We start from the raw sequence: 14,768 nt of genomic DNA on the forward strand, positions 1-14,768 counted from the left end.
CTACATAATTGACTATCAGGCATAAGTGATATGGTCTATTCCAACCTTGTTGCAATCAGAGATCTGATCTTATGCAGGGTATTGACTAATCTAGCGGTTGGCTCACGTGGATTATGATGCGCTGGTGGAGGCGATCTTTGACATAGACCGGGTCATACTGAATGAGTGACTCGCGCTGCTCGATAGACCGTGGAGTTCTCAGGGAGAGACGGGGCCAACTATTTTTATTCTGGTGGTTCTGGTGGTTCTGGTGGCGGTAGGAAGCCGGGCTGAATGATGGGTATAAGCGCTTATTGGAGACGGTGATCCTGCGTGTGGATGTTTTGGGCATCGAAGTAGCGGGCGTCACAGTGGTTGCGAGCGATTGAAATCTGGTTGGATCGTGAAATGTTAAGATGCTGTTTTTTTAGATATCTTTCGTGGTATTTGACGGTCTGTGATACCCTTTTTCAAATCAGCTTGTTAAGTCGCTCAGCAAAGAAATAGAATTTTTCATTCAAGAAATTAAGATAATGGTATTTTTCATGGTTTTCACTCTGCCCGCCAAATATAGCCAACTGCATTTACTCCATTTACCAAGCTTATTGGCAGTCGAGTGGGAGTAGATCAGGCAGCCCGGCATGAGGTTGGACTGATGACAGCTGATGAGCCGGACCTGCAGGATCAGCAATTCATGCGGCAGGCACTGCTGCTGGCGGAACGGGCGCAATCCCAGGGCGAGGTGCCGGTAGGTGCAGTGGTCGTATTGGAAGGCGACATCATCGGCGAAGGCTGGAACCGGCCTATTGCACTGCAGGATCCTACCGCCCACGCAGAGATCATGGCATTGCGGGACGCCGCCTCCAGGATAGGTAACTATCGACTGCCGGGAACCACCCTGTATGTCACCCTTGAGCCCTGTCCCATGTGTGCCGGTGCCATTGTGCATGCCCGTGTCGGCCGGGTTGTGTTTGCCGCAGACGATCCCAAGGGTGGAGCCGCCGGGAGTGTCTTTGACCTGTTGCCGACGGATCATCGATTCAACCACAGTGTGGCGGTGAAGGGGGGTGTGCTGCAGCAGCGTGCTACGGATCTGCTTAAGGATTTCTTTCGACAAAAAAGATTAAAACAACAAGGGGAGTAACAAGCATGAACCCCAAGCTTATAAGACTCAGCCTATGGATGGTTCTGCTTGCGATATTGGGGCCGTGTCGCGTAGCAGCCGATCCATTGGCGGACTATGAACGCTGTATCTGGGAGCAGCTGCAGCATGCGGACGACGATATGCTCATCAGCGAGTTGAAGCGCCTCTGTCTCAAAAGTCGGGACCCTCTTGAGCGGCACATAGTCAGCGAAGATGGAGCCCTGCCTCCCGTTACAGAACAGAGTATTTCGCTGGTTGAGAAACGTATCAGTGCAGAGAGAAAGACCCGTTCCAACCCCTTCGTGCTCTCGCCGCATAAACAGAACTATGTGATACTGGCATCCTATAACGACAAGCCGAATTATGAAGTTTACAATACTCCTCCCTCCGAATTCGATCGCGTGGAGATGAAGTTTCAACTCAGTTTCAAAATGCCGGTGGTGGAGTCTCTGTTCGATAGCCGTGCGGATCTCTACGCCGCCTATACCAATCTTTCCTTCTGGCAGGCCTACAACCGGGATATCTCATCACCCTTCCGCGAAACCATGCATGAGCCAGAGTTGTTTTTGGTGATCCCCAATGATTGGTCGTTGTTCGGTTGGAGAAATGTGCTGCAACAGTATGGTGTGGTACATCAGTCCAATGGCCAGGGCGGTTTTCTGTCCCGCAGCTGGAATCGCGCCTATGCCAACTTTCTCTTCGAGAGGGGTAATTTCCTGGTGGGTGTCAAGCCATGGTATCGCATACCCGAGGATAATGACGACAATCCGGATATCGACGATTTTCTCGGCAGGTATGAGTTGCGGGGTATCTACAAGCGAGAGAACCAGACCTTCAGCCTGATGCTGCGAAACCTGTTTGACGGTGACAACCGTGACACTATGCAGCTTGATTGGAGCTTCCCCATTCATGGGCGATGGCGCGGTTATCTGCAATACTTCAACGGCTATGGTGAAAGCCTGATCGACTATAACGCCAAGAGTCACCGTCTCGGATTCGGCTTGCAACTGACCGATTGGTTATAGTGCCTCGGGGTTGATGGAGAGGGCGTGCGGTGGGTTCTGATCCGCCTGCCTCGCCAGTTCCATCTGCCGCAGTTGCCATTTCAGCAACTCATAGTAGGCGCGGATATTGTCCACGTAGTTGACCGGTTCCTTGCCGCGGGCATAACCCCGTTTGAGGCTGGAGTACCATTTCTTGAGACTCAGTTTCGGCAGGTGTTTCTTTACATCGGCCCATTTATCGGGGTCGTCACCCAAGTGTTCAGTCAGGATCCGCGCATCCTCCAGGTGGCCGAAACCCACGTTGTAACCCGCCAGGGTCAACCATAAGCGATCGGGCTCGGTAATCCTTTCCGGCAGCAGTTTTTCGATAAAGCGCAGATATTTCGCTCCGCCGATGATGCTCTGTTCGGGATCGAGCCGGCTCTCGATCTTCATCTGTTTGGCAGTGGCCTGGGTAAGCATCATGATCCCTCTGACACCCGTGGGTGATTTTGCCTTCGGATTCCAGTGCGACTCCTGATAACCGATGGCGGCCAGCATGTGCCAATCGATGCCGGTTTCCTTTGCCGCCTCTTCGAAATAGACTTGATATTTCGGCAGTCGATCTTTTATATGCTTGACGAAGGTGCGCAGTTCGACGAAGTTGAGTCGGCCGATGTGTCCGTAGTGGCGCTCTATCAGTTGGGCCAGGGTGCCGTCTTCACGGATGCGGTTAAAAAAAGCCTCCATCGCTTGAAACAGGCTCGCATCGTCCGCGTGGGCCATCGCCCATGCCAAGGGTTGTGGATCGGTCAGATCGAAACCGATCTTGAGGTAGGGCATGAATCGCCGGGTAACAGCAAATTCGTTGGAGTCTGCAATGGTGAAGTCGATTTTATTCTCCTGCACCATCTGCATCAGTTCGGCGCTCTCCAGATCGGTATGGCTGATCCATTGCAGATCCGGGTATGATTTTTTCAATCGCAGCAGCTCCTCCTCGTGACTGCTGCCTGCCAAAACATGCAGGTCCTTGCCGATCAGGTCTTCGACTTTTCGCGGACGCTTCTTGCCTGCGCGGTAGACCACCTGTTGCGTGATCTCCTGGTAGGAGGGGCCAAAGCGGATTTCAGCTTCCCGCTCCGGGGTGACAGTCAACCCGGCGGCGGCCAGATGGGCGTTACCTTCGATCACCGTGGGAAGCAGGTCATCGAAGTGCGCGGGAACAATGAAGTGGGCCTTGACCCCCAACTCCCGGGAAAAGAGTTGCACCAGCTCATATTCAAAACCGGTCAAACCTTCAGGGCCCTCATAAAAAGTGGTGCCGCTGTTGCGGGTAGCGACGATCAGCTCTCCGGAAGCCTTGATACGCTCCACCAGAGGGGGTGGGATGCTGCAACTGCCCAAGGACATAACAAGGGCAAGCAGACATAGAGAGACCAGCAGGGTTCGTTGTATTGGCAGCATCTATCTCAATTGCTGGTTATTACTTATTATTATGACTACCGGAATGATCCTTTACTCCATAGTTGGCAAATTTTAATCACTGAATCGGCCGCTGAATGGGACGCTTGGTACTTAACTCTAGCCCATTTAGTATAGAATGAGACAGTTCACGAGAAGTATGAGTGTTTCTTGATAACCTATTTTGACTGCTGAGGCATTGATTTTAGACAATTAACTGAATTTATAACCAGCAGACTCACAGCATCGGCCAGTTCCACCTGGCCTTATCTAGCCGCCAGTGAGCAACAACCCGATCAGGAGAGGTGCCGGAGTGGCCGAACGGGCCTGACTCGAAATCAGGTGATCCCTTATGGGATCCGAGGGTTCGAATCCCTCCCTCTCCGCCAATTAAAAAGGGGCCTGTGAGCCCCTTTTTAATTGGCGGTGAGCGAGGATTTGATTTGAACACTTCGTTCGACCAGGCGCGAAGCGCCGCAGGACGCCGTAGCGCAGCGAAGGCGCCCCGAAGGGGCGAGCCTGCGCAGCAGGTGAGTCAATCCCTCCCGTCAGTCGGCATCAAGGCACAGGAGTCCCTCAATCCCTTTTTAATTGGCGGTGAGCGAGGATTTGATTTGAACACTTCGTTCGACCAGGCGCGAAGCGCCGCAGGACGCCGTAGCGCAGCGAAGGCGCCCCGAAGGGGCGAGCCTGCGCAGCAGGTGAGTCAATCCCTCCCGTCAGTCGGCATCAAGGCACAGGAGTCCCTCAATCCCTTTTTAATTGGCGGTGAGCGAGGATTTGATTTGAACACTTCGTTCGACCAGGCGCGAAGGAGGGGCGTCCCGTATAGGCGAGCCTGCGTATCCTTATCTCTCCGCCAATTAAAGACGCTGCATTATTGGCATCAGATAAGACAGCTGCTCAAACAATGAACTGCCTCAAGTCGGGATTTGATGACATCTGGTGCATCAGAGTTGTGTCAAATTGGCTATGGTATGTTAAGTGGGTGCCGTATTGATAAAGATCAATATCTTGTTATCAGGCAGAGTCTACACTGATTATTAGCAGACTCTACTCATGACTAGCTGCCCAAAGGTGTGCTGTGGCTTATCAAGCGGATTTCACTCTGACCACAGCGGCGATCCCCGATATGGATAGTCCGACACCGTTGTATTCGCGACATGGTACGGCGATCTACTGGCTGGGGATCACCGATGAGACAGCATTTCGTTGTAATACCTATCTTATAGTTGATGGTGACCAGGCGTTATTGGTAGACCCCGGCAACCGCTCTTTTTTTGATCAGGTGAAGACACGGGTTTCGCAAATCATGCTGCCTGAGCATGTCAGCGGACTGATAGTGTGCCACCAGGATCCGGATGTTGCGGCCTCAATGGTCGACTGGCTGGAATTGAATCCTGAAATGCCGGTCTATTCCTCACCCAGGACCCATGTCCTGCTTCCTCATTACGGTAACCCCGATTACTACGCTTATGATGTTGTTGCCAATCCCGTATTCGCCCTGCCATCCGGCAGCCATTTGAGATTCATAGAGGCCCCATTTCTGCATTTCCCTGGCGCTTTTGTAACCTATCATTCGGAGAGCGGATTTTTGTTTTCAGGGGACATTTGGGCGGCCCTTGATACAGATTGGAGTCTGGCAGTTTCCTCTTTCGTGACACACAAAGAGAAAATGGACCTGTTTCACCTGGATTACATGGCATCCAATCTGGCAACCCGGGGTTTCATTAAGTCGCTATCTGGAATAGAGATCCAGGCCATACTGCCTCAGCATGGGTCAATCATCGGCACTCCCCATATTGACGACGCAATGGAATATCTGAAGGAACTACGGTGTGGAACGGACCTGATCTACCCTGAACAATAACATGCATACCCTCACAACGGAAATTCAGGAGCGGGTCTCAAAAATTCTCCGTGAAAATAAGTTGCTTGAGGAAAGCCTTCGTCAATCCATCCGATTGGGGAAACTGCGGGAAAAGGCCCTCAACAACCTGATTAATGTTGAACGTCAATTAAAGAAGAGTGAAGCAAGATTCAAAAGTATCGCAATGGCCACCAGGGAAGGTATCATCATCGTTGACCGTGAAGCCCGAATATTGTTCTGGAATCCCGCTGCGGAAAAAATACTCGGGTATACCGCCGCCGACGTAACTGATCGAAACATTCACGAACTGCTTGTACCCGAACGGCTCAGAAGCAATGCCAACGAACACTTCTATCGGTTCGTAAAAGAATATGGCAAGGAATTTGAGTCTTGGACCAAGCATTTTCCCGCGGTACGAAAAAATGGCGAGGAAACCATCCTGGAGCTGACGGTCTCCCCATTTGAGAGCCTGAATGGCTGGCAGGCATTAGGATCGTTTCGGGATATCGCGCATCAAAAGCTGGAAGAGGAACGACTCAAGTTTCTTGCCTCCCACGACCCGATGACCGGTTTGTATAATCGAAGAGGGCTTTCCGAACGGTTTGGGCAGGACTTGAAGCGGGCCAAGCGCTATAAACACAGTATTGCTTTGTTGCTGTTGGATGTGGATAAACTGAAAAAAATCAATGATACCTTTGGTCACCATATTGGTGACGAGGTTTTGCACAAGATATCAGAGATAATTGAGTATACGGTCCGGGATGTGGATTATGTCAGTCGTTTTGGGGGTGATGAATTCATTGTCGTTCTGGGTGAAACACAACTAGACCAGGCCACTACAACTGCAGAGAGAATTCGTAAACGTGCGGCAAAGGAGATCCACTGCGTCGATAACGGGCAGGAGATATCGGCGACCGTCAGTATTGGCGTATCGATGTTCCCTGATCAAGGTCACGACCTGGACTCTTTAATCGAGGCTGCGGATTCTGCCCTGTATAAGGCCAAAGAGAAAGGACGCAACGCAGTATCGAGGGTCACAGGAGAAGACGAAGCGCAAGGAGGATCAGACTAGGGCCTGTTAACACTAATCCAATGCACCCTGTTGTGCCTGAAAAAGCGCCAATCAAGGCGCGAGGAGAGAAGTTTGGTTATTCCAAATGAATGACGAGCAACGCCGAGTGGCGCTTTTTCAGGCACAACCCGAAGGGCTGGGGCTGTTTTCGCCCCCAGCGGCGTTATCATTCGCTCATGTAGAATAACTACACCACGCTCATTCTGCCTTGCTGGGCACGAAAACAGCCCCAGCAGGGCGTATTGGATTAGTGTTAACAGGCCCTAGTTTGAATTCTCGTACCGCATAGACCGGATCCGAATAGGGTACCTGGTACGCATATGGGTATCCGCAGGACGTGGCCAGCCCCCCGCGATGAGTAAGTGTGCATCTTCTCGAAACCTGCCCGGTACAGTCATTGGCTGACCATACCTTCAACGTTGACTGGTGGTAGGTAGAGCTTGCCGTTCGTTATGGGTAAATCGCTTCAATCGGTAGAGTCCCCAGGTCTTTCCCTGATGGCGACACATGCCATAGCGAAAAGAGGGTGTCAGATAGGGTAAGGTGTAGCGAAGATCGGTAAACCATACGCAGGTTTCCCCCGTCGATTCATCCAGACGATAGAGGGCCGGAAAGCGGGCAAACTCCCTGAATTTCAAAAATAGCGGCTGACTCCATGCCTCATCGATCAGGGGGGCGAGATGGTTATCATTTCCCTGCAGGCTTTCCTGTCGCCACTCAAGTGCAGCACTACCCCGATAGTCATCGATGACGGCCTTGTCCTTGGCAAGCAGGCTGAGATAGGCAACCCGATACTCATCACCGTCCCGGTTGATTACCTGCCAATAGAAGGGTGAGAAGGGTTGCGGCAATAGATGCAGATCGGATGCTTCGGACAACTGCGCGGCAACAATCCTGTGGGCATGATTCCTGAGTCCCCATTGGGCGCCCAGGTAGAGAGATAACAACAACAGACCGCTCATGGCAGCACGTCTACCCGGGTGACGCAGGGAGTAGAGGAGGATTGCTGCAAGCAGAATGGTGACTATCCCATCGATGACAAAGCTTGTTCCGATAGCGTAGAGGGAGGACGATAACGGATAGAAGATTCTGATCCCGAAGACCGTCAACAGATCGAGCAGAATATGGGACGTAATCCCCAGCCCGCACAGGGCATAGACAGTGAACCACTGATTTCTTGCCCAGTGAGAGAACATCCAAGGCGATGCCAATAATCCAGCCCAGACTGGCATGAACAACAGTGAGTGAGTTGCAGTTCGATGCCAGTCCGCTAGGAACAGCAGGGGGTCTATCCAGAAACTCAGATAGTCGATATCCGGGAAGGCTGCGGCGGTGCCGGCAACGGCCAGGCGCATAGGCAGCTCCTTATCAGGAGCCGATTCGATTCGAGTAACCGCCAGTGTACAGACCGCGCCGAAAAGAACATGGGTGACGGTGTCCATCGGCTGGTGGTTATTCTCTCCTTAGTGGACCGATCCCTCGACACTCTGTGTGGTATCTCTCTCAGTCTCACCATGAGCCGGGGTGAAATCTTCATTCCCGGTTCTGTTGAAGGGGGTTAGAAAGCGCGCTACTGATTCTGCGCGACCCAGCAGCCGGTCGAGTAATCGCCTGGTCTTTTCCGCTTCATTGGAGCTGTCAAACAACCAGTGAGCGAAGCTGGCAAGGTAGATATTGGTCAGCCCTATCTCTTCAACGACCCGATTAAGATGTATGGCGTCACGATGTGCCGACTCAAGAAACCACTGTACCGTGCGGCTTATTCTCAATACGCCAAGCACCTGCAGGTGTATGTGGCCCAGCTCGAATTTGTACATCAGCATATCCCGACTGACGCGGCGATGACGCTGCATCGACATCATCCAGCACATGATGGAACGATGAAGGCGTTCCCGGGTGGTCAGGGAGAGGTAATCCGGCAGGGCGGCATCGGCCAGCATGGCGCGGTCCGCGCGATCGTACCACGCCTCCACCAGGTCATCCTTCTGCCGGTAATAACGATGAATCACTTCAAGGTCGATGCCCATCTCGGCCGCTACCTGATGCAGTCGTATCGATTCCCATGAGCCCTCCTCGGCCAATCGAACGGCGGTATCGAGGATACGCTCAGCCAAAGGGTCGACAGGGGTTTCCCGGGCGTTTTTAGAAGGGCTTTGGTTTGTCATGGCGTTATCGGGGTGAGTTGATGGTAACTAGCAGTATAGTCGTTGGTCGCTTTCCATTGCAGGCGGATGACGGCAGTACGCTGAAAAAATAAAAACGAGTAAAATCAATAGAATGAATCCCGTCACTCTGGTGGGGGATCTGGAAATACCCTATTACGAGCATATCTAATCAGGAGCACACACCGTTCGCACTCAGGTCTAATCGGGTGATAATTGAACCGGCAGTTTTGCCCAGAGGAGAGCGATGGAAACCATCTTGGCTGGATTATTAATGTTGGCACCGGCGATCTTTTTCGTCCTGCTGGTCGTAGGCGGAATCATCATGGTGAGCATGTGGATCTATGCACATTTACCGATCAACAAAGCTGGAAAACAGCAGAGAGTCGAGAGAAGAAGCGGTATCGACAGGCGTCATACCGTCATGCAATAGACTGCTCCTCTCTGAGCAATGATGAAAACGCCTGGGCCGCGGGGGAGAGGGAACTGCCCTGCTTGGCGATGACCGCCAATTCACGGGCGATGTTGAGTCCGCGTACTTCAATTTCGCAGACGCCTGCCAGGGTATCCACGCCCATGCGGCTGACAAAGGCAAGGTTGCCCGTGGTGGCCACCATGCGCAGGATGGCCGGTATGGAACGCAGTTCCATCACCACGTTCATCTCAACGCCTGCGTCGCGCAGGGCCGCATCGATAATCTGGCGCACCGCCGTGTCAGCCTCGAAGCCGACAAAGGCGAGTCCGTCGAGGGCCTTGGCGTCAATCTCGCCCAGGCGCGCCAGGGGGTGCTCCCTGGGTGCGACCAACACGATCCGGTCGGTGATCAGGGGCCAGATCTGCAGCTCCCTGGCCTGAACAGGCAAAGTGACCAGCCCCAATTCCAGACGGCCGCTGATGACATCCCCGGCCACTTCGATACTCCCCGCCTCTTTGAGTTGAAAGCGGACCCCGGGATGTTCCTGTCGAAAGCGGGCGATCGCTTTAGGTAGCACGAAGGAGACCGCGGTTGCACCGCCGCCGATGCGTACGGTGCCCCCCTCCAGGCCCTGATGCGCCCTGACCTGTTCCCGCAGGTGGTCGAAACGGTTGACCAGGCCCCGTGCCTCGCGTTCCACCAAACGGCCGATCTCAGTCAATTGGGCGCCTTTGCGCCCTCGGGATAGCAGCTCGGCACCGAAAAACGCTTCCAGCTGCTGCAGGCGGCGGGAGAGGGCGGGCTGGGTGAGACCGATACGGTCCGCCGCCTCGGTGATGGAACCGGTGTCGGCCACAGCCAGGAGTGATCTCAAACGCTGAAGATCCATAATCAGGTAATAATAGCATGCAAAAAAGTTATGATATATATGCGAACAATCCATTATACGTATGGATCAACCTCTGCTATCTTCCTAATCCACACTCCGGTGAATATCGGAATCTCATCATCAGGAGACTGCCATCGATGGCGGTTCCCCATAACTGAAGCGAGGTCATCCATGCTCGAAGCCTATCGCCGGCACGTCGAAGAACGCGCCAAACAGGGTATCCCACCGCTGCCGTTGAACGCGCAGCAGGTCGCCGATCTGGTGGAGCTGCTGAAGAACCCAACCGCCGGTGATCAGGAGACTCTGCTCGATCTCCTCACCAACCGGGTGCCGCCGGGGGTGGATGATGCCGCCTATGTGAAGGCAGGCTTCCTGGCCGCAGTGGCCAAGGGTGAGGCGGAGAGTCCCCTGGTGGACAAACAGAAGGCGGTGGAACTGCTCGGCACCATGCTGGGCGGCTATAACATCCAGCCCCTGATCGACCTGATGGATGACAGCGAGCTTGGCGGGCTGGCCGCAGAGCAGCTGAAGTTCACCCTGCTGATGTTCGATGCCTTCCACGATGTGAAGGAGAAAGCCGATGGCGGTAACGCCAATGCCAAGGCAGTGATGGACTCCTGGGCCGACGCCGAGTGGTTCAAGCGCAAGCCCGACGTACCTGCTGAGATTAAGCTGACCGTCTTCAAAGTCACCGGCGAAACCAATACCGACGACCTTTCGCCGGCTCAGGATGCCTGGTCCCGCCCCGATATTCCACTGCATGCCCTGGCGATGCTGAAGAACGAGCGCGATGGCATCACCCCTGACGAGTCAGGCGCGATTGGTCCGATCTCGAACCTCGAATCACTCAAGTCCAAGGGATTACCCCTGGTCTATGTAGGTGACGTGGTGGGTACTGGTTCCTCGCGTAAGTCGGCCACCAACTCGGTGCTTTGGCACATGGGTGACGATATCCCCTTCGTACCCAACAAGCGTCAGGGCGGTGTGGTGCTGGGCGGCAAGATCGCGCCCATCTTTTTCAACACCGTCGAGGACTCAGGCGCACTGCCTATCGAATGCCCGGTGGAGCAGCTCGCCATGGATGACGTTATCGTGGTGAAGCCCTACGAGGGCAGGATCGAAACAGAATCAGGCGAGGTGCTTTCCGAGTTCTCCCTCAAGACCGAGGTGCTGCTGGATGAGGCGAAGGCGGGCGGTCGCATCCCCCTGATCATCGGCCGCTCCCTGACCGAACGAGCCCGTGAGGCCCTGGGCCTGGGCGCCACTGACGTCTTCCGTCGTCCCGTCGATCCGGAAGATTCCGGCAAGGGTTTTACTCTGGCCCAGAAGATGGTCGGCCAGGCCTGCGGTGTCGACGGCATCCGTCCCGGTACCTACTGCGAGCCGCGTATGAGCACCGTCGGTTCCCAGGACACCACCGGTCCCATGACCCGCGACGAGCTGAAAGAGCTGGCCTGTCTCGGTTTCTCCGCCGATCTGGTGATGCAGTCCTTCTGCCACACCGCCGCCTATCCCAAGCCGGTGGATATCAACACCCAGCACACCCTGCCAGATTTCATCCAGAATCGGGGTGGTGTCTCCCTGCGGCCGGGCGACGGTATTATCCACTCCTGGCTCAACCGCATGCTGCTGCCCGACCAGGTGGGTACCGGCGGTGACTCCCACACCCGCTTCCCGCTGGGCATCTCATTTCCGGCCGGTTCCGGCCTGGTGGCCTTCGGCGCGGCGCTGGGGGTGATTCCGCTGGACATGCCCGAGTCGGTACTGGTGAAATTCACCGGTGAGATGCAGCCCGGCATCACTCTGCGTGACCTGGTCAACGCCATCCCCTACGCGGCACTGCAGCGGGGTCTGCTGACGGTGGAGAAGAAGGGTAAGAAGAACGTCTACAATGGCCGCATTCTGGAGATCCAGGGGCTGCCGAATTTGACAGTGGAGCAGGCCTTCGAACTCTCCGACGCCTCCGCCGAGCGTTCCGCCGGCGGTTGTACCATAGAGCTTTCCGAGGAGTCGGTGGCCGAGTACCTGCGTTCCAACATCACCATGTTGCGTTGGATGATCGACAACGGTTACGAAGACGCCCGTACCCTGGAACGCCGCGCCCGCGCCATGGAGGAGTGGCTGGAGAACCCGGCCTTGATGCGCGCTGATGCCGACGCGGAGTATGCCGAGGTGATCGAGATCGACATGTCGCAAATCAAGGAACCCCTCCTGGCGTGCCCCAACGATCCGGATGACGTCAAGCCGCTTTCGGAAGTGCAAGGCACCAAGATCGACGAGGTCTTCATCGGCTCCTGCATGACCAATATCGGACACTTCCGGGCTACCGCCAAGCTGCTGGAGGCCTCGGGTGAGTCTATCCCGACCCGCCTCTGGCTGGCGCCCCCCACCAAGATGGACGAGCAGCAGCTGATGGAGGAGGGTGTCTACAACATCTACGCCAGTGCAGGCGCCCGTACCGAGATGCCCGGCTGTTCCCTGTGTATGGGCAACCAGGCGCGTATCGCGGCGGGCTCAACAGCGGTCTCGACGTCCACGCGTAACTTCCCCAACCGTCTGGGGCAGGGCGCCGATGTCTTCCTCTCCTCGGCGGAGCTGGCCGCGGTGGCCGCCGTCATGGGCAAGCTGCCCACGGTGGAGGAGTACATGGCCTACGCCACCAAGATCGACTCCATGGCGCCGGAGATCTACAAGTATCTCAACTTCGACAAGATGGATGAGTATGTGGAATCGGCCCAGCGGGGGCAGGAGATCGCGGTCAAGTTGATCGCCTGAGGATCAGGCCAGACCGGAGGGTTTGGCCGCCGGTCTGTCTGAGACTTGCTGGCTGTCGGTAAGTACCTGGTATTCATGCAGTCGAGCATAGCGACTAGCAACATAGAGAACATTATGAGAATATCAATTGCTCCATGGAACGGAGCACGATATGCCCCACGCAGCGATCACGGAGCGGTCGCCACACAGCCCACCCTATAAACGTCATCGGCCGGAACAGACGCTTCTCTATCACATCATTGAGCGGCACTACCCGGCGTTCAGGGATGTGATGGCCGCGCAGGGCAAGGACTTGACCCCGCACGTACAACAGGAATTTGCCGACTACCTCAAATGCGGCTGTCAGGAGCACGGCTTCCTGAGGGTGCAATGCACCGAATGTCATGAAGAGAATAATCGGTTTATCCAGGTAGCGAAAGTGGCTGGGTTTAGCCCGCATGCCGGTGTTGCGGCTGAGGCCTGGGAACGACAGAAGTTGGAAAGGTTTTGCCGATATATTTCAAAGCCAGCGGTAGCAGAGAAACGCCTTACCACGATGGGACCACACACATCATGTTTGAGCCGCTGGATTTCATCGCCAAACTGGCGGCGCTGGTGCCCAAGCCCAGAGTAAACCTGACCAGATTTCATGGCATGTTCGCGCCCAACAGCAAATGCCATGTCGATGTGACGCCCGCCAAACGGGGCAAAGGCAACCCATCTCAATCGAAAGAGGCAAAAAAACCCGAACAGCGTCACCGGTCCATGACCTGGGCGCAACGCCTCAAACGGGTATTCAACATCGATGTGTCGATCTGCGCGCAGTGCGGAGGTGATTCCAAGGTGATCGCCAGTATCGAGGATCAGGCGGTCATCGACAAGATTCTGCAGCAGTTGCAGGCCATGGGCGCATTGCCACCACCGCCAGATCTGTTACCTGCTACGCGGGCCTCACTTCGGACTGGTTTGTTCAGCACCGGGTCTTCACACCTCTCTACGCGGTAATCAACAGCAGGATAGGTTGCCTGGTTGCTTGTTGCCCGAAATAAGGCGGAAGGCCAGAAAGGCAGTGGGAGAGGTTGGATTCAGCCGGAAACCCGGGGAGTTGAATAGAATGAGGTCGGGTAGACGGGTATCTCAAGCGTATTCTGCCACCGGTATTCTGCCTTGATAGGCAGGGGTGGTGCAGTTATTCTCCCTATACTTTTTCTATTTCTCAGGGTAGTTCGAAACTGGCGTACATTCTTAACTCCTAAAATTGCAATAACACATAGAATCCTAATTCAGCATATTTAAGAGGTCGGTAGATCGCATACATTCCTCGAGACTTAAATTCCAAGCTTAAGACATCAATCTAAACAGGTCATCATGTAGGCTTTGCAGCGATGTGGAAATCTATGCCTGTAACCGTCGAAATGTTTTACACTCAGAAAAGCACCGATCTTGTAGTATAGTTGCAAGCCATTGATTACTTGTAATTCAATCAGGGGTGGCGCCAATCTTGCACGCCTTTCATTGAGGGTGATCAAGGTGTCAGAGATAGTCATTAAATGACTAAACTTCATTGAAAAGGGAGTATTCGGACTTGATTCAACCCGTTGTCGGAAACAACGAGGGTAAACAATCATGCTGATGTTCAACCTTTTTACGGAACACCAATTCGATAAAGAAGTCGATCTTGAGCCCGCGCTATATCCTGATGAGGTCCTGGAATCCGAATGGAATCCGGTTTTAGATGAAATTTACTCTTCACAGCATTCTGATGATGAGCGCTCTGATCAAATAGAAAGGGATCAGAGTGAGGAGAAGAATATGGGGTCAGGCCGCATATTTGATGAATCTGTAGAGTAGAAAATTTGGGTAAATAGAGGAGGAAAACCAGCAAGGATGGTTATGCGATTTGACGAGTCCATCGATCATTGAATTATTGGTGTGCTTTTACGTATGATTTCGAATGAGTGCTTGTCAAGATAGCAATCCACGATACTGATAGACGGGTTTTTTGAATACATGAGCATGATTGTCGCTGTGAGCCTTTA

11 protein-coding genes, 1 tRNA gene and 1 pseudogene are annotated in these 14,768 nt (G+C 54.1%); 9 read left to right on the forward strand and 4 right to left on the reverse strand.

Annotated elements, in window-relative coordinates:
• The first annotated feature begins 634 nt into the window (after positions 1-634).
• Together tadA and AB8516_RS15335 are read left to right on the forward strand one after the other, a co-directional pair.
• Positions 635-1,123: a tRNA adenosine(34) deaminase TadA gene (tadA, locus tag AB8516_RS15330; RefSeq protein WP_369161962.1), complete on the forward strand. Its 489-nt coding sequence runs from the start codon at positions 635-637 to the stop codon at positions 1,121-1,123.
• Positions 1,124-1,128: 5 nt separating this feature from the next.
• Positions 1,129-2,148: a phospholipase A gene (locus tag AB8516_RS15335; RefSeq protein WP_369161964.1), complete on the forward strand. Its 1,020-nt coding sequence runs from the start codon at positions 1,129-1,131 to the stop codon at positions 2,146-2,148.
• Here AB8516_RS15335 and mltF read toward each other — a convergent pair.
• On the reverse strand, positions 2,143-3,570 hold the full coding sequence (gene mltF, locus AB8516_RS15340; RefSeq protein ID WP_369161966.1) for a membrane-bound lytic murein transglycosylase MltF: 1,428 nt from the start codon (positions 3,568-3,570) through the stop codon (positions 2,143-2,145). The two genes, AB8516_RS15335 and mltF, sit on opposite strands and share 6 nt — an antisense overlap.
• 296 nt (positions 3,571-3,866) lie before the next feature.
• Between mltF and AB8516_RS15345 the strand changes: the two genes are divergently transcribed.
• The 3 genes from AB8516_RS15345 to AB8516_RS15355 all read left to right on the forward strand — a co-directional run bounded on the left by AB8516_RS15345 (position 3,867) and on the right by AB8516_RS15355 (position 6,509).
• Positions 3,867-3,956 (forward strand) — tRNA-Ser (locus tag AB8516_RS15345).
• A 695-nt stretch (positions 3,957-4,651) separates the two neighbouring features.
• Entirely contained in the window at positions 4,652-5,437 is a 786-nt protein-coding gene (locus AB8516_RS15350) for an MBL fold metallo-hydrolase (protein ID WP_369161968.1), read from the forward strand.
• A gap of 1 nt (position 5,438) precedes the next feature.
• On the forward strand, positions 5,439-6,509 hold the full coding sequence (locus AB8516_RS15355; RefSeq protein ID WP_369161970.1) for a GGDEF domain-containing protein: 1,071 nt from the start codon (positions 5,439-5,441) through the stop codon (positions 6,507-6,509).
• A 413-nt stretch (positions 6,510-6,922) separates the two neighbouring features.
• On the opposite strand, the gene AB8516_RS15360 is transcribed toward AB8516_RS15355, so the two are convergent.
• Both AB8516_RS15360 and AB8516_RS15365 read right to left on the reverse strand, forming a co-directional pair.
• On the reverse strand, positions 6,923-7,951 hold the full coding sequence (locus AB8516_RS15360; RefSeq protein WP_369161972.1) for a metal-dependent hydrolase: 1,029 nt from the start codon (positions 7,949-7,951) through the stop codon (positions 6,923-6,925).
• Positions 7,952-7,972: 21 nt separating this feature from the next.
• Entirely contained in the window at positions 7,973-8,674 is a 702-nt protein-coding gene (locus AB8516_RS15365; RefSeq protein ID WP_369161973.1) for a TetR family transcriptional regulator, read from the reverse strand.
• Between the two features lie 256 nt (positions 8,675-8,930).
• Between AB8516_RS15365 and AB8516_RS15370 the strand changes: the two genes are divergently transcribed.
• A complete protein-coding gene (locus tag AB8516_RS15370) occupies positions 8,931-9,104 on the forward strand; it encodes a hypothetical protein (protein ID WP_369161975.1) in 174 nt (57 codons plus the stop codon).
• On the opposite strand, the gene AB8516_RS15375 is transcribed toward AB8516_RS15370, so the two are convergent.
• Positions 9,094-9,960, reverse strand: a complete 867-nt coding sequence (locus tag AB8516_RS15375) for a LysR family transcriptional regulator (RefSeq protein ID WP_369161977.1) — start codon at positions 9,958-9,960, stop codon at positions 9,094-9,096. The two genes, AB8516_RS15370 and AB8516_RS15375, sit on opposite strands and share 11 nt — an antisense overlap.
• Before the next feature lie 186 nt (positions 9,961-10,146).
• Here AB8516_RS15375 and acnB point away from each other — a divergent pair, with 186 nt between their 5' ends.
• From acnB to AB8516_RS15390, 3 genes and pseudogenes are all read left to right on the forward strand, one after another.
• Positions 10,147-12,750: a bifunctional aconitate hydratase 2/2-methylisocitrate dehydratase gene (acnB, locus tag AB8516_RS15380; RefSeq protein ID WP_369163304.1), complete on the forward strand. Its 2,604-nt coding sequence runs from the start codon at positions 10,147-10,149 to the stop codon at positions 12,748-12,750.
• A gap of 151 nt (positions 12,751-12,901) precedes the next feature.
• Positions 12,902-13,617 (forward strand): annotated as a pseudogene (locus AB8516_RS15385) (transposase); the annotation flags it as partial.
• Positions 13,618-14,355: 738 nt separating this feature from the next.
• The gene (locus AB8516_RS15390) at positions 14,356-14,580 is read left to right on the forward strand and encodes a hypothetical protein (protein ID WP_369161979.1); all 225 of its coding nucleotides are present in this window, start codon (positions 14,356-14,358) and stop codon (positions 14,578-14,580) included.
• Positions 14,581-14,768 lie beyond the last annotated feature (188 nt).

The sequence above is a fragment of the Candidatus Thiodiazotropha sp. LNASS1 genome (assembly GCF_964212655.1).
Taxonomy (GTDB): Bacteria; Pseudomonadota; Gammaproteobacteria; order Chromatiales; family Chromatiaceae; genus Thiodiazotropha.